Origin of the sequence: Streptomyces sp. NPDC050534, assembly GCF_044457745.1 — a bacterium.
Classification (GTDB): Bacteria; Actinomycetota; Actinomycetes; order Streptomycetales; family Streptomycetaceae; genus Streptomyces.
On record NZ_JBITHF010000002.1, the window covers coordinates 58,784 to 84,918 of the forward strand.

The window sequence follows — 26,135 nt, forward strand, 5'->3', positions numbered from 1 at the left end:
CCGCCCCCTGCGACAGGGGGCGGGCCTTTCGCGTTCCGGCGTCACTGACCGCCGTAGGTCCTGCTCATGTTCTGGTAGAGCGCCTCGGCGCCCTTGCCGAGCTGCGGGCCCGCGAGCCAGGTGTTGTTGGACGGGCCGATGGAGGTGTTGGACACCAGCGCGGTCCTGCCGTTCACCACGCGGAACCAGCCGCCCCCGGACGAACCGCCGGTCATGGTGCAGCCGATGCGGTACATCGTCGGCAGCGAGGGGCTCAGCGAGAGCCGGCCGGGCCGGTCGATGCACCTGAACATCTTCAGGCCGTTGAACGGCGGCGCCGCCGGGTAGCCCCAGGCGCCCATGCTCGACGCTGCCCGCGGCGCCGGGGCGGAGAAGTCGACAGGGAGAGCCGCGCCGACCGTCTCCTCCAGCGACTTGGAGCCCTGCTCCGGCTTCACGTGCAGCACGGCGTAGTCGTACGGGGCACCCGCGCCGCCCGTCTCCGAACCGCCCTTGATCCACTGGTTGGAGGTCGAGGCCCAGTCCGCCCACCACTGGCCGTACGGAGCGACCTGGGAGGCGTCGGCGCTGCGCAGCTGCGACTCCGACTTGCCGAGGTCGTTGTAGGCGGGCACGAAGGCGATGTTGCGGTACCAGCCGCCGTTCGCCCCGGCGTGCACGCAGTGGCCGGCCGTCCATACCAGGTTCGACTTGCCAGGGTGGTTGACGTCCTTGATCACCGTGCCCGAGCAGACCATCGAGCCCTCGGGGCCGTCGAAGAAGACCTTGCCGACCGGGGCCGCGTGCCGGTGGTACGGCGTCCTCTCGGCGAGGGCCTGGATGGGCGCCGGCTCAGGGTCGCTGATGCCCTGGTCGGCGGATGCGTCCTTGGTCGAGAGCGTCTTGTTGGCCTCCTTCGCGGACTGCATCCGCTCCGGCTTCCACAGCCCCTCGATCACCGGGTTGACGAAGTCCTTGGCCGCGCTGAGCCACTTGTCCTTGTCCCAGTTCTTCCAGCCGCCCTTGGCCCACTGGTCGACGTCGATGCCGTGGTCCTTGAGCTTGCTCGCGATGTCGGACGGCACCGTGAGCTTGCCGTTGCCGCCGCTCGCCGAAGCGGTGATGGTGGCGTTCGGCTTGTTGCCCGAGTTGCTGTCCGAGCCGTTGCACGCGGTCGCGGTCAGCGCGAGCGCGGCGACGAGGCCGGTGGCGGCGAATGCGGTGCGACTGGTCCGCCGGCCGCGTGGTGACCCTGCGGGCGTACGTGTGGAACGCATGGTGCGAAAACCCCCGTCGGAACGTATATCTGTCATGTGCTTGCCAGTTCTGCGTCGAGCCTGTCCCTGGGAAGCGACACCCCACTATGCCCGTGGAGTTGAGGGCGAACGGGGTCGGGACGGTGAAGGTTCCTGTGACGGGCCCGCCCCCGTCTGTGCCTACCGGCCGGTCACTGCCCTGCGAACTTCTTGCTTACAGAGTCGTACACACCCTTGGCCACGTCACCCAGTCGTGGTCCGGCCAGCCAGCCCGTGGTCACCGGGCCGATCGAGGTGTTGGACACCAGCGCGGGCTTGCCGTCCGAGCCCGCGGCGACCCAGCCACCGCCGGACGAACCGCCGGTCATGGTGCAGCCGATGCGGTACATCGTCGGAGCCGCGGTGTTGATCGACAGCCGGCCCGGCTTGTCCGTGCACCGGTACAGCTTCTGGCCGTCGTACGGGGCGGCGGCCGGGTAGCCGGTCGCGGTGATGCTGGGAACCTTCGGCACGGCCGGGGCGTTGAAGTTCACAGGAAGCGCCGAACCGACCGTCTCCTCCAGCGACTTGCCGTTGCCGCCCTTCTCCGGCGTCACGTGGATGACGGCGTAGTCGTACGGTGCGCCGTCGCCGCCCGTCTCACCGCCCTGCTCGATCCACTGCTGCGAGGTCTGCGCCCAGTCGGCCCAGTAGACGCCGTAGGGAGCGACCTCTGCCCTGGTCGCGTTCTGCAGTTGGGCGGTGCTCCTGCCCGCGTCGTTGTACGACGGCACGAACGCGATGTTGCGGTACCAGCCGCCCTTCTTGCCGGCGTGCACGCAATGGCCCGCCGTCCAGACGAGGTTCGACTTGCCGGGGTGGGCCGGGTCCTCCACGACCGTTGCCGAGCAGACCATCGTGCCTTCGGGGGAGTCGAAGAACACCTTGCCGGCCGTCGCCGCGTTGGCGTGGTAAGTAGGCGCCACGGCCTTCGCGTCCACCGGCGCCGGCGTCGGGTCGGTCACTCCCTGGTCACCGGAGAGGTCGTTGTTGTCGACGCTCTTGCCCGGGTCGTTGGCGCCCCGCATCCGGTCCGGGTCCCACAGACCCTTGATGATCGGGTTGACGAAGTCGTCGGCCTCGCGCAGCCAGTCGTCCTTGCTCCAGTTCTTCCAGGCCCCGTGCTTCCACTTGTCGATGTCGATCCCGTGCTCTTTGAGCTTGTTCCTGATGTCGTCCGGGATCTTGATCTTGCCGTCGCCCGTGCCCGTGCCCGTGGCGTCGGCCGCGGAGGCGGATGCGGCCGTCTGGCCGTCGGCCTTGTCGCCGCCCGAGTTGCAGGCCGTGGCGGTGAGCGCCAGCGCCGATGTGAGGACCACGGCAGCGAGAACGGGGAAGGTCCTGCGGCGCGTACTCCTGTCTCGCCGGACGTGGAACGACGGCCGTATGGATCGCATGGTCTGAACTCCCCGTGAGATGAACGAACTGAGCTTGTCTGGTGTGTCAGGCCTGTCTGACAACGGCACCACACACTATGCGCTCGCTGTGGGTGAGCACCCACGGAACGGCAACGGTTTCGCTACGGAGTGCCTGATCAGCTAATTCGTCCTGGAAGGGGGCCAGTTGGGGTCGGATGCGGTTGGTTGGGGGTGGCTCTGAGGAGGTGGAGCGCGGGGGCTGGGCGCCGGTGGGGGCGGGGAGGCGCTGGGGTAGCGCAAGGTGGGTTGAGAGGGCGTGGCGTGCGCCAAGGATCTTGAATCAGCCCGTAACCCGGTCGGCCATGGGGTGTTGGTAGCGGTGGGGGGTCTGCTGTCCGTGGGCGGTCCCCTGTTCCTGTGTGGGCGGGAGGACTGGGAGCCGTGGCCGAGCCTGCGTGTGAGGGGAGTGCGTCGGAGGGGGCCCGCCGGGGCCGTGCGACCGACGTGAGCGCCGGGGGCCGGGCTGCCGGCTGCGCTTCCGGGGCGGCAGGGGCAGCGCACGAGGGGATGTGGCGGCGCCAGTCGGCACGCGAGTCGGCGGCACGGACCTATGCACGAGCCCTGCCGATCGTGCCCGTACGAGCACGGGGAATGACCATCGAGGGCGCCGACGGCCGCCGCTACCTCGACTGCTCCTCCGGCGCCGGAGCTCTCGCCCTCGGCCACAACCACCCCGTCGTGCTGGAGGCGATCCGCAGGGCCCTGGACTCGGGCGCGCCCCTGCAGGCGTTCGACCTCGCGACGCCCGTCCAGGACGCCTTCGTGGCCGAGCTGTTCCGCACGCTGCCGCCCGGGCTCGCCGGTCACGCGCGCGTGCGGTTCTGCGGGCCGGGGGAGACGGACGCGGTGGAGGCCGCGTTCACGCTGGTACGGGCCGCGACCGGCCGCACCGGAGTGCTGGCCTTGTCCGGCGACCGCCATGGCGTGACCGCCGAAGCGGCGGCGTTGCTCGGTGCGGCCGGCGACGTCCAGGTCGCCCGACTGCCCGGTCCGCGGGACCGCCGCCGCCCTGTTGGCCTCGGCGGCCCTCAGGGCGCCGAACTCGCCGCCCGCTGGAATGAGTCCGCCTTCGACGACCCCGAGCCGGGCGCGCCGCGCCCCGCTGGGGTGATCCTCGAACCGGTCCAGGGCGAGCGCGGTGTGATCCCCGCGCCGGACGCCTGGATGCGGCGGATGCGGGAGATCACCACCGCCCGCTCCATTCCGCTGATCGCCGACGAGGTGCAGACGGGCGTCGGACGCACGGGAGCCTTCTGGGCGGTGGAGCACAGCGGCGTCACCCCCGACGTCATGGTGCTCTCCAGGGCCATCGGCGGCAGCCTCCCGCTCGCCGTGCTGGTCTACCGCGACGAGCTCGACGTCTGGCAACCCGGCGCCCCCGCAGACACGTTCCGCGGCAACCAGCTCGCCATGGCAGCGGGTACGGCCACCCTGGCCTACGTCCGCGAAAACCACCTCGCCGCCCGGGCCGCCACCCTTGGCGCCCGCATGCTTGATCAACTCCGTGCGCTGCAGCCGGAGTTTCCCTGCGTGGGGGATGTGCGGGGGAAGGGGTTGATGATCGGCGTCGAGTTCGTGGAGTTCGCGGAAGCGGAGGATGGTGGGGATCTTGCCGTCGCGGCGGATGCCCCGGCCTACGACGGACTCGGTCCGGCGCCACCGGCGCCGGCTGCCGACTCCCCTCACCCGCCCGCTCCGGGCATCGCGAACGCCGTCCAGCGGGAGTGCCTGCGCCGTGGCCTGATCGTCGAGCTCGGCGGACCTCACGCGAACGTCGTGCGGCTGCTCCCGCCCCTGACGGTCAGTGACGAACAGGCGACCGCGGTACTCGACCGCCTGGCCGACGCCGTCCGGACGGTGGCCCGCGCCCACGCCGGCAGGCCCTCCGGAGCCGGTCGGCCGCGGGACGCCGGCTCTGGGCTCCGGCGCCAGGAAGACCGCGCCAAGAGGGCGGTCCGGCGCGGCAGTTGACGCCTGCCCGCAGCCGTACGCCCAGCGCGACGTCGTCGTCCACGCGCCGCACCACACGCTCGCCACCGCGCAGGACCCGGAACCACTCACGAGGACCGCTTTGAACACCACCCGCACACCTGGCGCCGACGCCCACCGACCGGAGTCCGGCTCCTCCGCCGAACGTCCCCCCAACGAGAAGCCGCAAGCACCACGGCCCGGTCCACCGGAGCACGACGGGTCACCCGAGGGAGACGCGGTCCCCGGACAGAGGAAACTCCCGATCACCGACCCCTTCCATCTCACCGGTCCCGACCCCCTCGAAGATCCTGACCCGACCACCGCAGCAGACGCCGCGACCACCGAGAACCTGCTGCGCTGCTGGGTACGAGAGACCGACCTCCCGGCCCCCGCCGACGGCATGCTCCGCATCCCCCTCTCCGCCAGCGGCACGACGCTGCTCACCCCCGTTCACCACTGGTCCCCCACGGGCTGGCACCGCTTCGGCCGCCCGCACTTCGAAGGCACTCCCGACCAGTCCTCACCCGCCGACGCGGTCACCATCGCCGCCCTGCTCGCCCGCGAGACGTCGGGCACCGATGCCACGACCATCCCGGAACTGGACCTGGTCTCTCGCGTCGTCGACTCCCTTCGCCGTACCGCCACCTTCATCAGCGAGCGCCGCGCGCACCCGTCCGACGGGACCGATCGCTTCCTCTCCGCCGAGCAGGCACTCGTGCTCGGACACCCGCTGCACCCGACGGCGAAGAGCCGCGAAGGTCTTTCGGAGGCCGAAGCATCCCTGTACTCACCGGAGTTGCGCGGTTCCTTCCCCCTCCACTGGCTGGCTGTCGCCCCCTCCCTTCTCGCCACCGACTCCGCCTGGACCGAGCGTGGCCGCGCCGTCCCAGCACCGCAGCTCACCGCCCGCCTCGCCGAAGCCGAACTTCCCCTGCCCGACGGCTACGCAGCGCTCCCCATGCATCCCTGGCACTTCCACGAGGTCTACCAACGTCCAGAGGTCGCGGCGTTGATCGACTTCGGACTGCTCCGCGACCTCGGTACAGCCGGCTCCCCCTGGCACCCCACCTCCTCGGTACGCACCGTCCACCGGACCGGCGCCCCCGCCATGCTCAAACTGTCGCTGGGCCTGCGGATCACCAACTCCCGCCGTGAGAACCTCCGCAAGGAGCTGCACCGGGGCGTCGAGGTCCACCGCCTGCTGCGCAGCGGTCTGTCACGGCAGTGGCAGGCCACGCACCCGGGGTTCGACATCGTCCGCGACCCGGCCTGGCTCGCGGTCGACGCGCCGGACGGCACCCCGGTGCCCGGCCTCGACGTGATGATCCGGCACAACCCCTTCAGTCCCTCGGACGACGTCTCCTGCGTCGCCGGGCTCGTCACGCCCCGGCCACAGGCCGGGCCGGTCGACCTCGCAGACTCCACATCCCGCCCGGCATGGGCACCCCACCCGGACGCCGAGTCACGGATCCTGCGATCCCGCCTGGCCACGGTGATCACCGGTCTCGCGGACCGCACCGCCCGGCCCCGGGGCGCCGTGGCCGCCGAGTGGTTTCTGCGTTACCTCGAGCAGGTCGTCCGCCCTGTGCTGTGGCTGGACGCGGAGGCGGGGATCGCCTTGGAGGCGCACCAGCAAAACACCCTGATTCTGCTGGACTCCGACGGCTGGCCCGCGGGCGGCCGCTACCGCGACAACCAGGGCTACTACTTCCGCGAGTCTCGGCGTGCCGAACTCGATGCCCGGCTGCCCGGTATCGGGGAGCGCAGCGACACCTTCGTCTCCGACGAGGTCACCGACGAGCGCTTCGCCTACTACCTCGCCATCAACAACGTGTTCGGCCTCATCGGTGCCTTCGGTTCGCAACGCCTCGCCGACGAGCGACTGCTGCTCGCCGCCTTCCGCCGCTTCCTCGGCGACGTCGTGTCCGGCCCCGCCCGGCTGCGCACCTCGCTCCCGGCCCACCTGCTCGACTCACCCGTCCTGCGCTGCAAGGCCAACCTGCTGACCCGGCTGCACGGCCTGGACGAACTCGTCGGCCCGGTCGACACCCAGTCCGTCTACGTCACCATCGCCAATCCCCTCCACTCCTGACAGTTACTTCCCTCTCCTGACAGCCACTTCCCTCTCCTGAGAGCCACGGCCCCCTCCTGAAGACCACCGCCCACATCTGACAGCCACTGCGGGTCATCACCGACTCCTGCCGGCCATCGTGAGCCTCCGCCGACCCTCGCCAACTCCCTTCCGCTCTGAGGAACATGCCCCACCCCGACTTCTGAGAGGAGTGTCGTCGTGCCTCCCACCGACGCCACCGCCCACGCAGCCACCACCGCCACCGACACCGGCGCTGATCCGAGCCCTGGTACGGCTGGCGGCAGCGCCGCCGAGGGCACGGACAGCGAGGACACGCTGGACCTGCGGCTGCCCGACGAGCTGATCGCGCTCTTCGCGGCGGAAGCCGACACCGGCGAGGCACGCAGCCGCGCGCCCATGGCCTCGCCCGCCTCTATGGCCGCGCCCGCCTTCGTTTCCGCACCCGCCTTCGTAGCCGTCCCCTTCGTAGCCGTTCCCCCCTTCGTCGCCATGGCCGACGACGATCTCCTCGACCATGTCGCCGACTGGGGTCCGGCTGTCACACCCGCGGGCGTGTTCCAGCTGGTCCCCGTGCAGGTGGACCGGGATCTCCCCCTCATCGACCGCTGGATGAACGACCCCGCCGTCGCGGAGTTCTGGGAGCTGGCCGGCCCTCGGGCCGTTACCGAGAGCCACCTGCAGGCCCAGCTCTCCGCGGACGGACGCAGCATTCCCTGCCTCGGGGTGCTGGAGGGCACGCCGATGAGTTACTGGGAGATCTACCGGGCGGACCTCGACCCGTTGGCCCGGCTTTTTCCCCTTCGACCTCATGACACCGGAATCCACCTCCTCATCGGTGAAGTCGCCGACCGTGGCCGCAAGCTCGGCAGCACCCTTCTCAGAGCGGTCGCCGACCTCGTGCTCAACAAACGCCCCGCCTGCGCACGCGTCATCGCGGAACCCGACCTTCGCAACACCCCCTCCGTCGCCGCCTTTCTGAGCGCCGGCTTCCGGTTCTCCGCCGAGATCGACCTGCCCGCCAAGCGGGCCGCTCTCATGATCCGGGACCGGTCCTTGCGCAATCTGCTGTGACGCCGTGCCACGGCATCGTCACTTTTGGTACACCGCTCACGCCGATCCGGTTCCCATCGATCCCGAGACCCGTCGATCCGGGGACCCGTCGCGCCGGAGACTCATCTCGCCGGGGACCCATAGAGCCGGAGTCCCATCGAGCCGGAAACCCGTCGACTACGAGCTGCTCTCATCGCACCGACGTCCTTGGCAAACGACCGCACCCAGGCGCCGCCCCGATCCGCCCCGGCCCCGACCGCCCCGCCCCGCCCCGACCCGCCCCGAGGAGCACCCGGTCTTGATCCCGTCCCTCGTCCTCGCCTTGATCGCCCCTTTGTCAGTGCCGGGCCGTAGGGTGGTCGAGCTATGACGAAGCCCTCACTCCCCGAACTCCTGCATGCTGCCGTCACCGCCGTCGGCGGTACGGAGCGCCCCGGCCAGGTGACCATGGCCGAAGCCGTCGCGGAGGCGATCGACGACAGCTCCCATTTGCTGGTCCAGGCCGGCACCGGCACCGGAAAGTCGCTGGGCTATCTCGTGCCGGCCCTCGCGCACGGGGAGCGCGTCGTCGTGGCGACGGCCACCCTCGCTCTGCAACGCCAGCTGGTGGAGCGGGACCTGCCGCGCACCGTCGAGGCGCTGCACCCCTTGCTGCGCCGCCGCCCGGAGTTCGCGATGCTGAAGGGCAGGTCGAACTACCTCTGCCTGCACCGGTTGCACGAGGGCGTTCCGCAGGACGAGGAGGAGGGGCTCTTCGACCAGTTCGAGGCGGCCGCGCCCACCAGCAAGCTGGGCCAGGACCTGCTGCGGCTGCGCGACTGGTCGGACGAGACGGAGACCGGGGACCGCGACAACCTCACGCCCGGAGTGTCCGACCGCGCCTGGGCGCAGGTGTCGGTCTCCTCGCGTGAGTGCCTGGGTGCCACGAAATGCGCGTACGGCGCCGAGTGCTTCGCCGAAATGGCGCGCGAGCGCGCCAAGCTCGCCGAGGTCGTCGTCACCAACCACGCGCTGCTCGCGATCGACGCCATCGAAGGCGCCCCGGTCCTCCCGCAGCACGAGGTGCTGATCGTCGACGAGGCGCACGAACTGGTCTCGCGCGTCACGGGCGTCGCCACGGGCGAACTCACGCCCGGCCAGGTCAACCGCGCGGTGCGCCGCGCCGCGAAGCTGGTCAACGAGAAGGCGGCCGACCAGCTCCAGACCGCCGCCGAGGGCTTCGAGCGGCTCATGGAGCTGGCCCTGCCCGGCCGCCTGGAGGAGATCCCGGAGGACCTCGGGTACGCGCTCATGGCGCTGCGCGACGCCTGCCGCACGGTGATCTCCGGGATCGGAGCCACTCGCGACAAGTCCGTCCAGGACGAGGACGCGGTGCGCAAGCAGGCGCTGGCCTCCGTGGAGTCGGTGCACGATGTGGCGGAGCGGATCACGAACGGCTCCGAGTGGGACGTCGTCTGGTACGAGCGCCATGACCGATTCGGCGCCTCCCTTCGCGTCGCCCCGATGTCCGTGTCGGGACTGCTGAGGGAGAAGCTTTTCGCGGACCGCTCCGTCGTGCTGACCTCCGCGACGCTGAAGCTGGGTGGCGACTTCAACGGCGTCGGTGCCTCGCTCGGGCTCTCGCCGGAGGGCACGGAGGGTGAGGACCTTCCGCAGTGGAAGGGCGTCGACGTCGGCTCGCCCTTCGACTACCCCAAGCAGGGCATCCTCTACGTGGCCAAGCACCTGTCCCGCCCCGCGCGCGACGGCGACCGCGCGGACATGCTGGACGAGCTGTCGGAGCTGATCCAGGCTGCGGGCGGCCGCACTCTGGGCCTGTTCTCCTCCATGCGGGGTGCCCAACTCGCCGCCGAGGAGCTGCGTTCCCGCATTCCGGAGTTTCCGATCCTCCTCCAGGGCGAGGAGACGCTCGGCGAGCTGATCAAGAACTTCGCCGCCGATCCGAAGACGTGCCTCTTCGGCACGCTGTCGCTCTGGCAGGGCGTCGACGTTCCCGGTCCGAGCTGCCAGTTGGTCGTCATGGACAAGATCCCGTTCCCGCGTCCGGACGACCCGCTGATGAGCGCCCGCCAGAAGGCGGTGGAGGACGCGGGAGGCAACGGCTTCATGGCGGTCGCCGCCACACACGCGGCGCTGCTCATGGCTCAGGGCGCCGGCCGCCTCGTACGGGCGTCGGGGGATCGCGGCGTGGTCGCCGTACTGGATCAGCGTCTGGCCACGGCCCGGTACGGGAGCTACCTCAAGGCCTCGATGCCGGACTTCTGGTACACCACGGACCGTAACCAGGTCCGCAGGTCACTGGCGGCGATCGACGCGGTGGCGAAGAAGACGGAGGAGCAGACAGAGGAGCAGACAGAGGCGGAGTGACCAGGGGTTAGCCTGACGCGGCGCCGCGTCAGGCTAACCCCTGGTCACAAGCCGGTCAGTCGCGGGGGTCAGGTCATTCACCTGCCACGCATGGCCCCGGGACAACACAGGGCCCCGGAACCGGCGCAGGGGTCCCGGGGCCCGGATCAGAGGGCGGCTCGTAGGCACCGCCCGCCGCAGCCGTCATACACGGCGCAGCACTGCCACCACCTTGCCGAGGATGGTCGCGTCGTCGCCGGGGATCGGCTCGTAGGCAGCGTTGTGCGGGAGGAGCCAGACGTGGCCGTCCTCGCGCTTGAAGCGCTTGACCGTGGCTTCGCCGTCGAGCATGGCCGCGACGATGTCGCCGTTCTCGGCGACGGGCTGGCGGCGGACCGTGACCCAGTCGCCGTCGCAGATCGCGGCCTCGATCATGGAGTCGCCTACGACCTTCAGCACGAACAGTTCGCCGTCACCGACCAGTTGGCGGGGGAGGGGGAACACGTCCTCGACCGACTCCTCGGCGAGGATCGGGCCACCGGCGGCGATACGGCCGACCAGCGGCACGTACGACGCGGCGGGCTTGCCGGCGGTGTCGGTGGGCTGCACCGAGGTGCCCTGGTCGGATCCGCGGACCTCGTACGCGCGCGGGCGGTGCGGGTCACGCCGCAGGAAGCCCTTCCGCTCCAGTGCCATCAGCTGGTGCGCGACCGAGGAGGTGCTGGACAGACCCACCGCCTGACCGATCTCTCGCATCGACGGCGGGTAGCCGCGCCGCTGCACGGAGTCCCTGATGACCTCGATCACCCGGCGCTGTCGGTCGGTGAGCCCGGAGCTGTCCGCCCGGATGCCTGGAGGTCGCCCCGGCAGGGAGCGCTTGTGCCCCTCAGGGTTCACGGCTTCGTTCATCGCATGCACCGGCTCGAGTCGGCCCTGGGAGCGGTCCTGGGCAGTGATGGTGGCACTGTCTGCGGTGGTGGTCACGTCGGCGGCCCCTCTCGATGGTCTCCCTGCTGGACAACGGTAGTTGGTTTCGAAAGGTTGCGCCAAACACACGTTCGAGTGAAAAACCGTGGATAGCCTGACTTGATCATGTGTCTGGGTGTATAGCTAACGCCGCACCTGGCGGGCAAAAGGGCCCATTGTTGTACTCTTCACCGCCGGGCGCCGACCTCGTGGGTTCCTGCCCAGTCTGCCATCCGGCATTCCGTCAACAGGGGGCAGACTCCCATCTCTGCGGGAGCCCCACGTCCTCTCCCTGCGGCGCCCACGGTATCTCCGCATGTGCCGTAACGGTACGCCCGTGCACCTGCGGATCCGGTGTGCCGCCGCAGGCTCCTGGCACATGCCAATACGTGCGCGACACGCGCGCGTGGCGTGTATGGCTGGCCCAACACCACATCTAGTGGTTGGATTTCATCAGCAGCCCAGAAGTTGTGTTCCCCCGGGTCTTCGGGCGCCGAGAGATCGCCTATGCTTAGGGCTGCTTCGAGGGGCGCGTGACGCCCGGCGAGGCTATTGAGTCTGCTGTGAGGAGGGTTGGGACGTATGCACTGCCCCTTCTGCAGGCACCCCGACAGCCGCGTCGTCGACAGTCGTACGACCGACGACGGCACGTCGATCCGCAGACGCCGCCAGTGTCCGGACTGCTCCCGTCGTTTCACGACCGTGGAGACGTGCTCGCTCATGGTGGTCAAGCGGTCCGGGGTCACCGAGCCGTTCAGCCGCACCAAGGTCATCAACGGCGTGCGCAAGGCATGCCAGGGACGGCCGGTCACCGAGGACGCACTCGCCCAGCTCGGCCAGCGGGTCGAGGAGGCGGTGCGGGCCACGGGTAGCGCCGAGCTGACCACCCACGACGTGGGACTGGCCATACTCGGCCCGTTGCAGGAGCTCGACCTCGTGGCGTTTCTGCGATTCGCCTCCGTCTACCGGGCGTTCGACTCGCTCGAGGACTTCGAGGCCGCCATCGCGGAACTCAGGGAGGGGACGCGACCCGCCGCCGCGGACGACGAAGACCGCGGGGATGCCGTCGCAGAGGAAGTCGCAGGGGAACAGGAAGACCAACGCGGGCGCGGAGGGACTTTCGAAGTCCCCGAGCCCGCCCACGCTGCCGACTGACGGGCGGGCCGGAACCGGGCCGAGGCCCCGTACCAGGCCGCGAGGCGGCGACCGAAGACCTGTTGCGGAGGGCAGTGCGAGCTGCCCGCAACACCAGACACAACACCGTGCCACGGGAACAACGGGGCACTTCAGGGCGTTTTAGTGCCTACAGGGAGGCGGCATGACAGAGACGGCGAGCGGTCCGGCACGGAGTTCCCGAGCCAAGGGCAGCAAGGCGGCCAAGGGACTGCGTATCGAGCGCATCCACACCACCCCCGGCGTGCACCCGTACGACGAGGTGGCCTGGGAGAGCCGTGACGTCGTCATGACCAACTGGCGCGACGGCTCGATCAACTTCGAGCAGCGCGGCGTGGAGTTCCCCGACTTCTGGTCGGTGAACGCGGTCAACATCGTCACCAGCAAGTACTTCCGCGGTGCTGTCGGCACCCCCCAGCGCGAGACCAGCCTCAGGCAGCTGATCGACCGCATCGTGAAGACGTACCGGAAGTCCGGCGAGGACAACAGGTACTTCGCCTCGCCCGCCGATGCCGAGATCTTCGAGCACGAGCTGGCCTACGCCCTCCTGCACCAGATCTTCAGCTTCAACAGCCCCGTCTGGTTCAACGTCGGCACCAAGCAGCCCCAGCAGGTCTCCGCCTGCTTCATCCTGTCCGTCGACGACTCCATGGAGTCGATCCTCGACTGGTACAAGGAAGAGGGCATGATCTTCAAGGGCGGCTCCGGCGCCGGCCTGAACCTCTCCCGTATCCGCTCCTCCCGGGAACTGCTCTCCTCCGGTGGCAACGCCTCCGGTCCGGTCTCCTTCATGCGCGGCGCGGACGCCTCCGCCGGCACCATCAAGTCCGGTGGTGCCACCCGCCGTGCCGCCAAGATGGTCATCCTCGACGTCGACCACCCGGACATCGAGGGCTTCATCGAGACCAAGGTGAAGGAGGAGGAGAAGATCCGCGCGCTGCGCGACGCGGGCTTCGACATGGACCTGGGCGGCGACGACATCACGTCCGTCCAGTACCAGAACGCCAACAACTCGGTCCGCGTGAACGACGAGTTCATGAACGCGGTCGAGCAGAGCGGCAAGTTCGCCCTCCGCGCGCGGATGACCGGCGAGGTCATCGACGAGGTCGACGCCAAGTCCCTGTTCCGCAAGATGGCCGAGGCCGCCTGGGCCTGTGCCGACCCCGGCATCCAGTACGACGACGTCATCAACCACTGGCACACCTGCCCGGAGTCCGGCCGTATCAACGGCTCGAACCCCTGCAGCGAGTACATGCACCTGGACAACACGTCCTGCAACCTCGCCTCGCTGAACCTGATGAAGTTCCTGAAGGACGACAGCAAGGGCAACCAGTCCTTCGAGGTCGAGCGCTTCGCGAAGGTCGTCGAGCTCGTCATCACCGCGATGGACATCTCGATCTGCTTCGCGGACTTCCCGACCCAGAAGATCGGCGAGAACACGCGCGCGTTCCGCCAGCTCGGCATCGGCTACGCCAACCTCGGCGCCCTGCTGATGGCGACCGGCCACGCCTACGACTCCGACGGTGGCCGCGCCCTCGCCGGTGCCATCACCTCGCTGATGACCGGCACCGCGTACAAGCGCTCCGCCGAACTCGCCGCGGTCGTCGGCCCGTACGACGGCTACGCACGCAACGCGAGCGCCCACAACCGGGTCATGAAGCAACACTCCGACGCCAACGGCGTGGCCGTCCGCGTGGACGACCTCGACACTCCGGTGTGGGCCGCGGCCACCGAGGCCTGGCAGGACGTGGTGCGCCTCGGCGAGAAGAACGGTTTCCGTAACTCGCAGGCGTCCGTGCTCGCGCCGACCGGCACCATCGGTCTCGCGATGTCCTGCGACACCACCGGTGTCGAGCCCGACCTCGCCCTGGTCAAGTTCAAGAAGCTGGTCGGCGGCGGCTCGATGCAGATCGTCAACGGCACGGTCCCGCAGGCCCTGCGCCGCCTGGGCTACCAGGAGGAGCAGATCGAGGCGGTCGTCGCCCACATCGCCGAGAACGGCAATGTGATCGACGCCCCCGGCCTGCGGCCCGAGCACTACGAGGTCTTCGACTGCGCCATGGGCGAGCGCGCCATCTCCCCGATGGGCCACGTCCGCATGATGGCCGCGATCCAGCCGTGGATCTCCGGCGCCATCTCCAAGACGGTCAACATGCCGGAGTCGGCGACCGTCGAGGAGGTCGAGGAGATCTACTTCGAGGCCTGGAAGCTGGGCGTCAAGGCGCTCGCCATCTACCGCGACAACTGCAAGGTCGGCCAGCCCCTCTCCGCCAAGACCAAGGAGAAGGAGAAGACGGAGATCACGGAGAAGGCCGAGGCGGCCATCCGCGAGACGGTCGAGAAGGTCATCGAGTACCGCCCGGTCCGCAAGCGCCTCCCGAAGGGCCGCCCCGGCATCACGACGTCCTTCACGGTCGGCGGAGCCGAGGGCTACATGACCGCCAACTCCTACCCGGACGACGGTCTCGGCGAGGTCTTCCTGAAGATGTCCAAGCAGGGCTCGACGCTCGCCGGCATGATGGACGCCTTCTCCATCGCGGTCTCCGTCGGTCTGCAGTACGGCGTTCCCCTGGAGACGTACGTCTCGAAGTTCACCAACATGCGCTTCGAGCCGGCCGGCATGACCGACGACCCGGACGTGCGGATGGCGCAGTCGATCGTCGACTACATCTTCCGCCGCCTGGCGCTGGACTTCCTGCCCTTCGAGACGCGCTCCGCGCTCGGCATCCACTCCGCCGACGAGCGCCAGCGTCACCTGGAGACCGGTTCGTACGAGCCGGCCGACGACGAGGTCGACGTCGAGGGTCTGGCGCAGTCGGCGCCGCGTGCCCAGGAGCTGAAGGCCGTGGCCACGCCGCGTGCCGAGGTCGAGGCGGCCAAGCCCGCCCCGCAGCAGGCGCACACCAGCGCCGAGCTGGTGGAGATGCAGCTGGGCATCCAGGCCGACGCCCCGCTCTGCTTCTCCTGCGGTACGAAGATGCAGCGGGCCGGTTCCTGCTACATCTGCGAGGGTTGCGGCTCGACGAGCGGCTGCAGCTGACGGCGGGCGGGGTGACGCCCCGTCCGACAGGTGGTCCCTGACAGATGAGGGGTGCCGGCCACGGGCCGGCGCCCCTCATCTCCGTACTGCTCCGTACCGCTCTCGTCAGGACTGGTGCGCCCGGCCCATGACCCTGGTGAACGTCGCCGGGTCGTCGTCGAAGCCGTGGATGCCGGGGCGGAACTGCCAACCGCCGGACTCCTCGCGTACGAACTCGCCGATCGTGGCCGCAGTCGCCCCGAGGACGCTGCCGAAGTCGTCCTCGGCCAGGACGGTGTAGCCCTCCCGGATCCGCAGACCCGGGTTGCGCACCCCGACAAAGGTCCGCTGCACCGCGCGCTGCTGGATGATGACACCGATCACCACGCGCGCGTACCGGCCGTCCAGCCGGTCGAGTTCGAGGGTCATGACCTCGTCCCAGCCGAAGCCCTTGCCGTCCTTGCTGTCCCGGTTGAGGTAGATGGTGCCGTCGGGGGAGCGGCTGTCGAAGTGCACCGCGTAGACGGGCTCGCCGTACGGATCGCTCGCCAGATACGTGGCGGCGATGATGTCGAGATCGGTGGGCGGTTCTCCCGTCGGACTGGGGTCCCATTTCACTGCGACTTCGGCCTTGCGGATCGCTTTGTTGAGGCCGTTCACCAAACTTCCCCTTCTCCGTTGCCCATGCACTGCATCCGCCCTGAACTGCGGGGCGGACAAGGCCGGTTGTCCATCCTGCCACGCAGGCACGGCGATGCGCCGCTGTGCTGTCCGCCGGAGCGTGACCGACGCCACGCTCCGTGGCCTTACCATGGCGCGGTGCTGGTCAAGTGGATTCGCTGCACCGTGGTGGACCGCCGCGGCTTCGAGCGGGGGCAGCGAAAGTGGGCGGGGCTTCTGGGGGAGCCGGGATTTCGGGGACAGGGTGGTGGCTGGAGTCGGGGACGGACAGGTGTGGCCCACATTTTCGCCTTCTGGGAGAGTCGTGCCTTCTACGACTCCTTCATGGCCCGCTCCCACGACCGGCTGGCGGCTGCCCAGGTGGGCACCTTCAAGGATGCGCAGGTCAAGCTCTTCGACTACCGCTTCGACGTGAAGACCGGCTTCGAGCCACGCTTCACGGACGCCGACCTGGTGCGGGTCGCCCACTGCCGGGTCCACGAGGACCGCGCCGAGCACTTCACGCTGATGCAGGAGAAGGTGTGGAACCCGGCCATGGCCGGTTCGCCGGGCATGATCCGCGGGTTGTTCGGTGAGGCGCCGGGACATGAGTTCCTGATCCTTTCGATGTGGCGCTCGTCCGCCGAACACGGCAAGTACCGCACGGAGCGCGTGGAGCGGCTGGCGCTGCGGGCCCAGACGGAGGCGGACGTCGCGGCACTCGCCGGCGACATCGTCGAGCTCGAGCCGACCTGGACGGTTTGAGAACTGGATCCTCCTGCCGTTGTTCGTGCGCCCTGGCGTGGCCTGTGGTGCAGGAAATGTGTGACCTACGCCGTATGGAGCCCGTTCGGGTGCTCGATCGGCCGTCACCCGATCTAGGGTTTTGGCATGGCAAGACCACGGCGCATCGTCCTTGTCCGGCACGGAGAGTCAACGGGCAATGTTGATGACACCGTCTACGAACGTGAGCCCGATCACGCGCTGGCGCTGACCGAGCGCGGATGGCGACAGGCCGAGGAGACCGGCAAGCGGTTGCGGGACGTCTTCGGCCGTGAGCGCGTCAGCGTGTACGTGTCGCCGTACCGCCGTACCCACGAGACCCTGCGCGCCTTCCATCTCGACCCCGAGCTGATACGTGTGCGCGAGGAGCCCAGGCTGCGCGAGCAGGACTGGGGCAACTGGCAGGACCGCGACGACGTACGCCTTCAGAAGGCCTACCGGGACGCGTACGGCCACTTCTTCTACCGCTTCGCCCAGGGGGAGTCCGGCGCCGACGTCTACGACCGGGTGGGCGGCTTCCTGGAGAGCCTCTTCCGCAGCTTCGAGGCCCAGGACCCTCCCTCGAACGTGCTGCTGGTGACCCATGGCCTCGCCATGCGGCTGTTCTGCATGCGCTGGTTCCACTGGACGGTCGCGGAATTCGAGTCGCTGTCGAACCCCGGGAACGCGGAGATGCGGATGCTCGTTCTCGGGGAGGACGGCAAGTACACGCTCGACCGGCCCTTCGAGCGCTGGCGGGAGCCGGAACCGTACGGGATCACCGGATAGAGTGGCGAAGCGATGACCCCTGATTCCTCTCCCGACGGGCGCCTGGACCGCGCACTGGCGAGCCTGCGTGGACTCGCGGTCGGGGATGCGCTGGGTTCGCAGTTCTTCGTTCCGGCGAACCTCCCACTGCTCAAGCGACGCGAGCTGCCGCCCGGCCCCTGGCAGTGGACGGACGACACGGAGATGGCCTGTTCCGTGGTCGGCGTCCTGCTCACCCACCGCCGCATCGACCAGGACGCCCTGGCGCACTCCTTCGCCGAGCATCACGACTTCGACCGAGGGTACGGCCCTGCGGTCAACCGCCTGCTGCGGCTGGTCCGGGAGGGCGGTGACTGGCGCGAGCTGGCCGCGGCCCTCTTCAAGGGACAGGGATCGTGGGGCAACGGCGCGGCGATGCGGATCGCTCCCCTCGGCGCCTGGTACGCGGACGACCCGGAGCAGGCGACCCACCAGGCGGAGATCTCCGCCTATCCCACGCACCAGCACCGCGAGGCCGTCGTCGGCTCCATGGCGGTCGCGGCGGCCACCGCGCTGGCGGCCGCTCCGGGGGGCCCGCCGGGCCCTGAGGCGCTCCTCGACGGCGTCGTCGCGCTCATCCCCAAGAGCGCTGTGGGCGCGGGCCTGCGGCGCGCGCGGGACATGCTCGACTACGGCGACGCGGGCACCGTCGCGGCGGTCCTGGGCTGCGGACGGCGTACGTCGGCCCATGACACCGTGCCGTTCGCGCTCTGGTCGGCCGCGCGATCGCTCGGCGACTACGAGCGGGCGTTCTGGACGACCGCACAGGTCGGCGGCGACGTGGACACGACCTGCGCCATCGTGGGCGGCGTGCTCGGCGCGGGGAAAGCGGGAACGCCGCCGGCCGAGTGGGTGGAGCGGACCGAGGATCTGCCGGCCTGGGTCCGGGCGTCTGCCTGAGGGCGGCTTGCGGGACTGGCTGCGGGTGCTTGCCTGAGGGCGGCTTGCGGGACTGCTTCCGGGCGCTTGCCTGGCGGCGGTGGCCTGAGGCACGGGCGTCCGGATGGACGGTGGCCTGAGGCCTCGAAACTCTCTGTGTCCGTCGGGAACTCTCCGTGACCGCCCGACCGTTGTTCCGGCATCGACCGTGCGGTTCACGAGTCGGTGCGGTTCACGAGTCGGTTCGGGCGGGAGTCACACGAGAGTTCCGGGGGTGGGGACATGCAGTTCGTGGCGGTGTCGGCGGCGCTTCTGGTCCTGACCGTGGTCTCCGCTGCGCTCTGCACTGCGCTTCGCACCGCGCTCCGCCTTCCACCGCGAGTGCGGGTGACCGGACCGGCGTCCTCGCCATCGGTCCCCTGGACCCGGTCCGGCCACCATCCGCGGTTCGATGCGGGCGCGTCGCCCGGATCAGCCGACCGGCACGGCAGCCGCGCCGGAGAGTGCCTCCAGATCGCTCTTGCGGACCCGAATCACGAACCATGCCGTGGCGAGGGCGAGAACGGCCATGGCCGCGGCGGCGACGAAGGCCATCGAGATGCCGTGGGCGAGCACCTCGTGGCCCCATGTGCCGGACAGTTGGTGCGACTTGGCGAACTCCGCCTTCTGCTCCGGCGAACCGCCCGTGAGGAACTTCGGCAGCTGCTTCTCCGCCTCGTTCCTGCTGGCCGAGCCGAACACCGTGGTCAGGATGGACAGGCCGAGCGAACCGCCCACCTGCTGCATGGCGTTGAGCAGTCCGGAGGCCGCGCCGGCCTCGTGCTGGGCGACACCGGAGACCGCCGTGACGGTCAGCGTCACGAAGTTCAGGCCCATGCCGAAGCCGAACACCAGCATCGGACCGAGCACTCCACCGACGTACGTGCTGTCGGAGCTGATCAAGGTCTGCCAGGCCAGGCCGATCACTGCCAGAGCCGAGCCGGTGAGCATGAAGGGCTTGGGTCCGAGTACGGGCAGGAACCGCTGCGAGAGACCCGCGCCGATGGCGATCACGACCGTCACCGGCAGGAAGGCCAGGCCGGCCTGGATTGGCGTGTACCCCAGCACGTTCTGCACGAAGAGCACGATGTAGAAGAACATGCCGAACATCGCGGCGGCCAGGGTCAGCATGATCACGTATGTGCCCGAGCGGTTGCGGTCGGCGAACATCCGCAGCGGGGTGATCGGCTCCTTGGCCCGGGACTCGATGAGCGCGAAGGCCACCAGCAGGACCGCGGCCGCGGCGAACGAACCGAGGGTCAGGCCGTCCCGCCAGCCCTTGTCGGCTGCGCGGATGAATCCATAGACGAGGGAGGCCATGCCGACCGTCGAGGTCACGGCGCCCGCGATGTCGAAGCGGCCCCCGTGCCGTTGCGACTCGCTGATGTACATCGGCGTGAGCACGGCGATCAGGACACCGATCGGCACGTTGACGAAGAGCACCCAGCGCCAGTCGAGCCACTCGGTGAGCATGCCGCCCGCGAGCAGACCGATCGCGCCACCGCCCGCGGAGACGGCGGCGAAGACGCCGAACGCCCGGTTCCGTTCCGGGCCTTCGGGGAACGTCGTGGTGATGAGTGCCAGAGAGGTGGGCGACGCGATAGCGCCACCCATGCCCTGCAGGACACGTGCGGCCAGCAACTGCCAGGGTTCCTGGGCGAGTCCGCCGAGCAGGGAGGCGAAGGTGAACAACAGGATGCCGGTCATGAAGACCCGGCGGCGGCCGAGGATGTCACCGGCCCGGCCGCCCAGAAGCAGCAGGCCGCCGAAAGTCAGTGTGTAGGCGCTGACGACCCAGGTGAGGTCGGTGGTGCTGAACTCCAGCGCATTCTGAATGTGCGGGAGCGCGATGTTCACAATCGTCGCGTCGAGTACGACCATGAGTTGGCAGGCCGCGATGACGGCGAGCGCGATGCCGGGGTGTCCTTCCCGGCGAGCCGCACCTGGCTTCTGTTCCTTGATCAGTTGAGAGGTTGTCACTATGCATCCCCCACGAATACGGTAGTGAACGCTCGCGTTCACTGTCCCGCCCAAGGTAGTGAGTCCCCAATAGAGAACGCAAGCGTTCACTTAAATTGGTGTGTCGCGTGACGAATCCCCCGACGTCGCCGCGTGGCGCCACTCCATCCCCGAAAATTCCCGCTCCTCATGCCAGCTGGAGACACTCAGATGGTTACCTCGCGCTGGACGGCCGCCCCCGCTCAGGCGGCCTCCCTCCGTCGGCGCGGCGCCGTGCTCGAACGCGCGATCCTCGAAGCCGCCCTGGAACAGCTCAGTACGGTCGGCTGGAACGGCCTCACCATGGAGGGCGTCGCCGCCGGCGCCCAGACCGGCAAGGCCGCGGTCTACCGCCGCTGGCCGTCCAAGGAGGATCTGGTCGCGGACGCGCTCCAGGCCGGATTGCCGCGTCTCGAGCAGGCTCCCGACACGGGCAGCGTCCGGGAGGATCTGCTCGCGCTGTGCCGTGGAGCCCGGGATGCGATGTTCTCCCGTCCCGGTTTCGCTGTTCGCGCCGTGATTCACGAGTGCGATCCGATCCAGGCGGAGCGCTTCCACGCCGTGATCTTCGACGGCATCGTGGAACCCTTGCTCACGCTGCTCCGCGAGATCGTCGCCCGTGGAGTAGAGCGCAACGAGGTCCGCTCCGACGCCGCGAACGACTACGTCTTCGACGCCATCCCGGCCATCATGATGTACCGCAACAAGATGCGCGGAAGCGAATGGGGCGATCGTGATCTCGAGGAGATGGTCGACCAGTTGATGCTTCCGCTGCTGCGGCCGAGCGGAGGCTGAGGGCGCCTCGCGGCGGCCGGGAACCGACTGACGGAAACCGGGGTGTCGCCGGGTGATCCACGGGGCGTAGGCTAAGGGCGCCATGCCGTACGAACCGCCTACTCACACCGTCGAGCGCTCACTCCGCGCCACGACCGGAGCGAAGATCATTGCCGGTGTCGACGAGGTGGGGCGCGGCGCCTGGGCCGGCCCTGTCACCGTCTGCGCGGCGGTCACCGGTCTGCGTCGGCCCCCCGAAGGTCTCACCGACTCCAAGCTGCTCACCGTCAAGCGGCGTACCGCTCTCGCGGTGGTGCTGGAGACGTGGGTGACGTCGTTCGCGCTGGGGCATGCCTCTCCCGAGGAGATCGACGACCTGGGCATGACCGCCGCCCTGCGTCTGGCGGCCGGGCGTGCCCTCGGGGCGCTGCCGGTCCGTCCCGACGCGGTGATCCTCGACGGGAAGCATGACTATCTCGGCTCTCCCTGGCGGGTCCGCACGGTGATCAAGGGCGACCAGTCGTGTGTGGCGGTCGCGGCGGCATCGGTGATCGCCAAGGTTCAGCGCGACAAAATGATGGCCGAACTGGGTATCGACCATGCAGACTTCGCTTTTGCGGACAACGCCGGGTATCCGTCGCCCGTGCACAAGGCCGCACTGGCGGAGCGGGGCCCCACCCCGTACCACCGGTTGTCGTGGGCGTATCTTGATGCGCTGCCCCAGTGGCGGCATCTCAAGAAGGTCCGCAGTTGGGCGGACGGAGGCGTTCCGGAGATCGAGGGTCAGCTCGGCTTCGACTTCTGACGATTCCGCTCGCACTTGTGTGCCACCCGCCGACGCGAGCCGTACCAACGTTTGATAAATATCAGCTCATGCCTCTCATTCCCGAGGAGCCTCAGATTCACGAGAGTGCCCAGGGTCCCCGCGCCACGCCGGCCAGCGGCCGCACCGCGCCGACCCCCCGTCCCGTACCCGGTCCGCGTCCCGCGGCTCCGCCGCGTCCCGGTCGTCCCGGGCCGCTGCGGCCCGCGCCTCCGGCGCAGCGCTCGTCGCGTGACGCGGCCACGGTGCAGCCCGGGCCTTCGGCCTCGGCTGCTTCGGCCACCCCGCAGATCCAGTTGATCCCGGCTCCGGTGGGCGGTGCGCTCGACGCCGCCGACGAAGCCGTGGACCTGCTTCTGGACTCGGGGCGCGCCCCCGGCGAAGTGCTGGTGATCACCACCGGCGAACAGCACCCGTGGGCCGCCCACGAGCTGTCCTTCGGCGAAGCTTCCTACTGGGCGCAGCACGACGCGGGCGACGACGTCTTCTACATGGACGCCGATGTCGCCGGTCGCGCCGCCGCCCGTCCCGTGGTCGTGGTCGCCGTCAACGGCGGTTCCGACGCGACCGCCGCCACCGCGCTGCCGCTGGCCCTCTCCCGGGCCGGTGCCCTGCTGATCGTCTGCGGTGACCCGCAGCAGATCAACTCGGTTCTGGGCGCGGGCGTCTGAGCCTTTTCCGGCCCGTCCGTAAGGACACCGGAACGGCTTGGTCGCGGTAGCGGCTTGGACGCCGTAGCGGCGGATAGGCACAGCGGGCGGTTCGCCATGCGCCGATGATCCCGGCCGACCCGGCGAACGTGCGCGTTCGCCGCTGGTTGCGGGGGGTTTCGGTGGTCGCGCGGAGTTCTAAGCTCGGAGTGCCGATACCGCTCGGCGGGCGGAGTGCGGGTACCGCCCGGCGGTGCTCTCAGCGGGCCGCCGCGCGGCGCAGGACCTCTGAGGCGGCACCGCCGGTCCGCGGCAGCGGGGGCGGCGCCTCGGATGAGCCGAGGGGCTCCGGTGTCGACCCCGCGTGGGGACGGCGTCCGCCGCGGCCCTCGCCGAGGACCTGCCAGCCATCGCGCGTCAGCGTGATGTACGCGCCGCAGCGCAGTCCATGCAGGGTGCACGCGTCACGCAGCCCCCACATCCATGCGCCGTCCTCCTCGGTCCAGCGCGCGTCGCCGTCACGGCAGTAGAGCAGCACGGCGGTGCGCACCGGTGAGCGGCGCCGCAGGTCGTGCGGGATGACCCGGCGCAGCTGCGCGAGCAGCGTGTTGCGGAACATCCAGCCGTCGGCCGCGGCTGCGCGGCGGGTGAACGAGGCGCTCGCGCACAGCCGTTCGTCCGGATCGAGCACGGCCACCACGGCGGTCGCCGGCCGGGGATGATGGCGGGCGTGCAGCCCGCTGACGACCTCCCGGGGGTTTCGCAGCAGGGGAATTCCGGCTGCGGCCCACTCCGCGGGTTCGAGCATGCGGGCGAGGGGGTTGGCGGACAGGTCGGCCGATGCTGAAGCGGCCGCCGAGGACGGAGCGAATCCGAAGGTCACGGTCCTCCCTTCGGCTACACGCCCGCACTACGGGCGGAGGTCTTGTACGTGGGAGCGCGCACCGCAAACAGAGCCCTGCCGGGCCCACGGACAAGCCGTGCGGGGAGCGGACTTCAATTCTTGCGGTCGAACTTGGATGCGGCAACGAGCAATTGGGGCCACTGACCGGAATCTGGCGGTGTGTGGTTTATATCCCTACCCAGAGTGTTGCGCCACGACCCATGGGACGGCCGTTCACCTCAGGTTCGTACATCGTTGGGGTGGGCGTGGTCCAGAGGGCCGGTCCGTCTCTCGTCCGGGAGAGGTCCGTCGCCGACCCGCCACGTGATCGTCACTCAGGGTGAGGTGGCTGATTGTCAGTGCTGTCGGGTTGCATGGGGGCATGGACGAAGTGGAGCTCCGTACCGAAGCCGATGCCATCCTCGCTCAGCTGGTGGGTGATCCCGGCGGTTCCGCGCGCTTGCGGGAGGACCAGTGGCAGGCGGTCGAGGCCCTGGTACGTGATCACCGGCGGGCCCTGGTGGTGCAGCGCACCGGCTGGGGCAAGTCGGCCGTGTACTTCGTCGCCACCGCTCTGCTGCGCCGGCGCGGCTCAGGTCCGACGGTGATCGTCTCGCCGCTGCTGGCGCTGATGCGCAACCAGGTCGAGGCGGCGGAGCGGGCCGGCATCCGCGCGCGGACCATCAACTCGGCCAACCCGGAGGAGTGGGACACCATCCACGTGGAGGTGGAGCGCGGCGAGACGGACGTCCTCCTCGTCAGTCCGGAGCGCCTCAACTCCGTTGATTTCCGCGACCAGCTGCTGCCCAAGCTCGCCGCCACGACCGGCCTGCTGGTGGTGGACGAGGCACACTGCATCTCCGACTGGGGCCATGACTTCCGGCCGGACTACCGCAGGCTGAGGGCAATGCTCGCCGACCTCGCACCTGGCGTGCCGGTGCTGGCCACCACCGCGACTGCCAACGCGCGCGTCACGGCGGACGTGGCCGAGCAACTGGGTACCGGCTCCGGCGAGGCCCTGGTGCTGCGCGGCCCCCTGGACCGGGAGAGCCTGCGGCTGGGTGTCGTGCAACTGCCGGACGCCGCGCACCGCCTGGCCTGGCTCGCCGAGCACCTGGACGAGCTGCCCGGGTCCGGGATCATCTACACGCTCACCGTCGCCGCGGCGGAGGAGACCAGCGTGTACCTGCGCCAGCGCGGCTTCCCGGTGGCCTCCTACACGGGGCGCACGGAGAACGCCGACCGGCTTCAGGCCGAGAACGACCTCCTCGCCAACCGGGTCAAGGCACTCGTTGCGACCTCGGCGCTGGGCATGGGTTTCGACAAGCCGGATCTGGGCTTCGTGCTCCACCTCGGCTCGCCGTCCTCGCCGATCGCCTACTACCAGCAGGTGGGCCGCGCGGGCCGCGGCGTCGAGCACGCCGACGTACTGCTGCTGCCGGGCAAGGAGGACGAGGCCATCTGGCGCTACTTCGCCGATACGGCCTTCCCGCCCGAGGCGCAGGTACGGCAGACCCTCGCGACCCTCGCCGACGCGGGCCGTCCGCTCTCCGTGCCCGCACTGGAGGCAGCGGTCGATCTTCGGCGCAGCCGACTCGAGACCATGCTGAAGGTGCTCGACGTCGACGGCGCGGTCAGGCGCGTGAAGGGCGGCTGGACGACCACGGGCGCCGACTGGGTCTACGACACCGAGCGCTACACCTGGGTGGCGCGGCAACGTGCCGCCGAACAGCAGGCCATGCGCGACTACGTGAGCGCGACCGGGTGCCGGATGGAATTCCTGCGCCGCCAACTGGACGACGAGGGGGCACGTCCGTGCGGCCGCTGCGACAACTGCGCGGGCCCCTGGGCCGATTCCTCCGTTTCGACGGAGACTCTGACTGCGGCGACGAAGGAACTTGACCGCCCCGGGGTGGAGATCGAACCACGCCGGATGTGGCCGACGGGGATGCCCGCCCTGGGCGTCGAACTCAAGGGCCGTATCCCGGCCGGGGAGCAGTGCTCCACGGGGCGTGCTCTGGGCCGGCTGTCGGACATCGGCTGGGGCAACCGGCTTCGCCCCCTGCTGGCGGAGAACGCGCCCGACGGGCCGGTCCCCGCCGATGTGCTGCAGGCCGCGGTGGCCGTCCTCGCCGACTGGGCGCGCTCTCCGGGTGGTTGGGCGCCGGACGTCACGGATGCGATGCCCCGGCCGGTGGGGATCGTCGCCGTACCGTCCCTGACCCGCCCGCAGCTGGTGGGTTCGCTCGCCCAGGGGATCGCGACCGTCGGCCGCCTGCCGTTGCTGGGTGCCCTGACGTACGGCGGAGCGGGAGGTGCGCACGCGGTACGGCGCAGCAACTCAGCCCAGCGACTGCGGGCGTTGTCGGGCGCGTTCACCGTCTCGGAGGAGCTGGAGGCTGCTTTGGCCGGGTCTTCCGGGCCTGTCCTGCTGGTGGACGACTACACCGACTCCGGGTGGACCCTTGCCGTTGCGGCGCGGCTGCTCCGTCGGGCGGGCAGCGGACAGGTGCTTCCGTTGGTTCTTGCCGCGACGGGCTGAGGCTCGGCG

General features: G+C 69.7%; 19 protein-coding genes. 13 read left to right on the forward strand and 6 right to left on the reverse strand.

The window, feature by feature from the left end; all coding sequences use genetic code 11:
* Window positions 1-41: 41 nt before the first annotated feature.
* Both ACIBN2_RS05900 and ACIBN2_RS05905 read right to left on the reverse strand, forming a co-directional pair.
* Window positions 42-1,256: a trypsin-like serine peptidase gene (locus ACIBN2_RS05900; protein ID WP_399132947.1), complete on the reverse strand. Its 1,215-nt coding sequence runs from the start codon at window positions 1,254-1,256 to the stop codon at window positions 42-44.
* Window positions 1,257-1,426: 170 nt separating this feature from the next.
* Complete coding sequence (locus ACIBN2_RS05905; RefSeq protein ID WP_399132948.1) at window positions 1,427-2,671, reverse strand: trypsin-like serine peptidase; 1,245 nt, start codon at window positions 2,669-2,671, stop codon at window positions 1,427-1,429.
* 528 nt (window positions 2,672-3,199) lie between these two features.
* Here ACIBN2_RS05905 and ACIBN2_RS05910 point away from each other — a divergent pair.
* The 4 genes from ACIBN2_RS05910 to ACIBN2_RS05925 all read left to right on the forward strand — a co-directional run bounded on the left by ACIBN2_RS05910 (window position 3,200) and on the right by ACIBN2_RS05925 (window position 10,172).
* Complete coding sequence (locus ACIBN2_RS05910; RefSeq protein WP_399132949.1) at window positions 3,200-4,663, forward strand: aminotransferase class III-fold pyridoxal phosphate-dependent enzyme; 1,464 nt, start codon at window positions 3,200-3,202, stop codon at window positions 4,661-4,663.
* Window positions 4,664-4,763: 100 nt separating this feature from the next.
* A complete protein-coding gene (locus ACIBN2_RS05915; RefSeq protein ID WP_399132950.1) occupies window positions 4,764-6,755 on the forward strand; it encodes an IucA/IucC family protein in 1,992 nt (663 codons plus the stop codon).
* Between the two features lie 198 nt (window positions 6,756-6,953).
* Window positions 6,954-7,826 (forward strand): GNAT family N-acetyltransferase, encoded by an 873-nt coding sequence (locus ACIBN2_RS05920; RefSeq protein ID WP_399132951.1) that lies wholly within the window; start codon window positions 6,954-6,956, stop codon window positions 7,824-7,826.
* Window positions 7,827-8,171: 345 nt separating this feature from the next.
* On the forward strand, window positions 8,172-10,172 hold the full coding sequence (locus ACIBN2_RS05925) for an ATP-dependent DNA helicase (protein WP_399132952.1): 2,001 nt from the start codon (window positions 8,172-8,174) through the stop codon (window positions 10,170-10,172).
* A gap of 183 nt (window positions 10,173-10,355) precedes the next feature.
* Here ACIBN2_RS05925 and lexA read toward each other — a convergent pair whose 3' ends face one another.
* Window positions 10,356-11,135: a transcriptional repressor LexA gene (gene lexA / locus ACIBN2_RS05930; RefSeq protein WP_384265518.1), complete on the reverse strand. Its 780-nt coding sequence runs from the start codon at window positions 11,133-11,135 to the stop codon at window positions 10,356-10,358.
* A gap of 564 nt (window positions 11,136-11,699) precedes the next feature.
* Between lexA and nrdR the strand changes: the two genes are divergently transcribed.
* Window positions 11,700-12,272: a transcriptional regulator NrdR gene (gene nrdR, locus ACIBN2_RS05935; protein WP_399132953.1), complete on the forward strand. Its 573-nt coding sequence runs from the start codon at window positions 11,700-11,702 to the stop codon at window positions 12,270-12,272.
* 163 nt (window positions 12,273-12,435) lie between these two features.
* Window positions 12,436-15,330: a vitamin B12-dependent ribonucleotide reductase gene (locus ACIBN2_RS05940; RefSeq protein WP_399132954.1), complete on the forward strand. Its 2,895-nt coding sequence runs from the start codon at window positions 12,436-12,438 to the stop codon at window positions 15,328-15,330.
* 105 nt (window positions 15,331-15,435) lie between these two features.
* Here the strand turns inward: ACIBN2_RS05940 and ACIBN2_RS05945 are convergent, their stop codons facing one another.
* Window positions 15,436-15,969, reverse strand: coding sequence for a TerD family protein (locus ACIBN2_RS05945; protein WP_399132955.1), 534 nt, complete (start codon window positions 15,967-15,969; stop codon window positions 15,436-15,438).
* 159 nt (window positions 15,970-16,128) lie between these two features.
* On the opposite strand from ACIBN2_RS05945, the gene ACIBN2_RS05950 reads away from it, so the two are divergent.
* The 3 genes from ACIBN2_RS05950 (at window position 16,129) to ACIBN2_RS05960 (ending at window position 18,438) form a co-directional block, all read left to right on the forward strand.
* Window positions 16,129-16,734, forward strand: a complete 606-nt coding sequence (locus tag ACIBN2_RS05950; RefSeq protein ID WP_399132956.1) for a YdbC family protein — start codon at window positions 16,129-16,131, stop codon at window positions 16,732-16,734.
* A gap of 126 nt (window positions 16,735-16,860) precedes the next feature.
* Window positions 16,861-17,520 (forward strand): histidine phosphatase family protein, encoded by a 660-nt coding sequence (locus ACIBN2_RS05955; RefSeq protein WP_399132957.1) that lies wholly within the window; start codon window positions 16,861-16,863, stop codon window positions 17,518-17,520.
* Window positions 17,521-17,532: 12 nt separating this feature from the next.
* Window positions 17,533-18,438, forward strand: coding sequence for an ADP-ribosylglycohydrolase family protein (locus ACIBN2_RS05960; protein ID WP_399132958.1), 906 nt, complete (start codon window positions 17,533-17,535; stop codon window positions 18,436-18,438).
* 450 nt (window positions 18,439-18,888) lie between these two features.
* Here ACIBN2_RS05960 and ACIBN2_RS05965 read toward each other — a convergent pair whose 3' ends face one another.
* Window positions 18,889-20,436 (reverse strand): MFS transporter, encoded by a 1,548-nt coding sequence (locus tag ACIBN2_RS05965; protein ID WP_399132959.1) that lies wholly within the window; start codon window positions 20,434-20,436, stop codon window positions 18,889-18,891.
* A 189-nt stretch (window positions 20,437-20,625) separates the two neighbouring features.
* Between ACIBN2_RS05965 and ACIBN2_RS05970 the strand changes: the two genes are divergently transcribed.
* From ACIBN2_RS05970 to ACIBN2_RS05980, 3 genes are all read left to right on the forward strand, one after another.
* The gene (locus ACIBN2_RS05970; protein ID WP_399132960.1) at window positions 20,626-21,249 is read left to right on the forward strand and encodes a TetR/AcrR family transcriptional regulator; all 624 of its coding nucleotides are present in this window, start codon (window positions 20,626-20,628) and stop codon (window positions 21,247-21,249) included.
* Window positions 21,250-21,331: 82 nt separating this feature from the next.
* Window positions 21,332-22,033 carry a ribonuclease HII gene (locus tag ACIBN2_RS05975; RefSeq protein WP_399132961.1) on the forward strand — a complete coding sequence of 234 codons (702 nt, stop codon included), beginning with the start codon at window positions 21,332-21,334 and terminating at the stop codon, window positions 22,031-22,033.
* 68 nt (window positions 22,034-22,101) lie between these two features.
* Window positions 22,102-22,722, forward strand: a complete 621-nt coding sequence (locus tag ACIBN2_RS05980) for a hypothetical protein (protein ID WP_399132962.1) — start codon at window positions 22,102-22,104, stop codon at window positions 22,720-22,722.
* A 238-nt stretch (window positions 22,723-22,960) separates the two neighbouring features.
* Here the strand turns inward: ACIBN2_RS05980 and ACIBN2_RS05985 are convergent, their stop codons facing one another.
* Window positions 22,961-23,584, reverse strand: a complete 624-nt coding sequence (locus ACIBN2_RS05985) for a hypothetical protein (protein ID WP_399132963.1) — start codon at window positions 23,582-23,584, stop codon at window positions 22,961-22,963.
* A gap of 382 nt (window positions 23,585-23,966) precedes the next feature.
* Here ACIBN2_RS05985 and ACIBN2_RS05990 point away from each other — a divergent pair, with 382 nt between their 5' ends.
* Entirely contained in the window at window positions 23,967-26,126 is a 2,160-nt protein-coding gene (locus tag ACIBN2_RS05990) for a RecQ family ATP-dependent DNA helicase (protein WP_399132964.1), read from the forward strand.
* Window positions 26,127-26,135 lie beyond the last annotated feature (9 nt).

What these genes read in the sequence shown, in the direction of transcription:
- ACIBN2_RS05900 (WP_399132947.1), bottom strand. Translation starts at nt 1,256, where the DNA reads ATGCGTTCCACACGTACGCCCGCAGGGTCACCACGCGGCCGGCGGACC.
- ACIBN2_RS05905 (WP_399132948.1), bottom strand. Translation starts at nt 2,671, where the DNA reads ATGCGATCCATACGGCCGTCGTTCCACGTCCGGCGAGACAGGAGTACG.
- ACIBN2_RS05910 (WP_399132949.1), top strand. Translation starts at nt 3,200, where the DNA reads ATGTGGCGGCGCCAGTCGGCACGCGAGTCGGCGGCACGGACCTATGCA.
- ACIBN2_RS05925 (WP_399132952.1), top strand. Translation starts at nt 8,172, where the DNA reads ATGACGAAGCCCTCACTCCCCGAACTCCTGCATGCTGCCGTCACCGCC.
- nrdR (WP_399132953.1), top strand. Translation starts at nt 11,700, where the DNA reads ATGCACTGCCCCTTCTGCAGGCACCCCGACAGCCGCGTCGTCGACAGT.
- ACIBN2_RS05940 (WP_399132954.1), top strand. Translation starts at nt 12,436, where the DNA reads ATGACAGAGACGGCGAGCGGTCCGGCACGGAGTTCCCGAGCCAAGGGC.
- ACIBN2_RS05955 (WP_399132957.1), top strand. Translation starts at nt 16,861, where the DNA reads ATGGCAAGACCACGGCGCATCGTCCTTGTCCGGCACGGAGAGTCAACG.
- ACIBN2_RS05960 (WP_399132958.1), top strand. Translation starts at nt 17,533, where the DNA reads ATGACCCCTGATTCCTCTCCCGACGGGCGCCTGGACCGCGCACTGGCG.
- ACIBN2_RS05970 (WP_399132960.1), top strand. Translation starts at nt 20,626, where the DNA reads ATGGTTACCTCGCGCTGGACGGCCGCCCCCGCTCAGGCGGCCTCCCTC.
- ACIBN2_RS05975 (WP_399132961.1), top strand. Translation starts at nt 21,332, where the DNA reads ATGCCGTACGAACCGCCTACTCACACCGTCGAGCGCTCACTCCGCGCC.
- ACIBN2_RS05980 (WP_399132962.1), top strand. Translation starts at nt 22,102, where the DNA reads ATGCCTCTCATTCCCGAGGAGCCTCAGATTCACGAGAGTGCCCAGGGT.
- ACIBN2_RS05990 (WP_399132964.1), top strand. Translation starts at nt 23,967, where the DNA reads ATGGACGAAGTGGAGCTCCGTACCGAAGCCGATGCCATCCTCGCTCAG.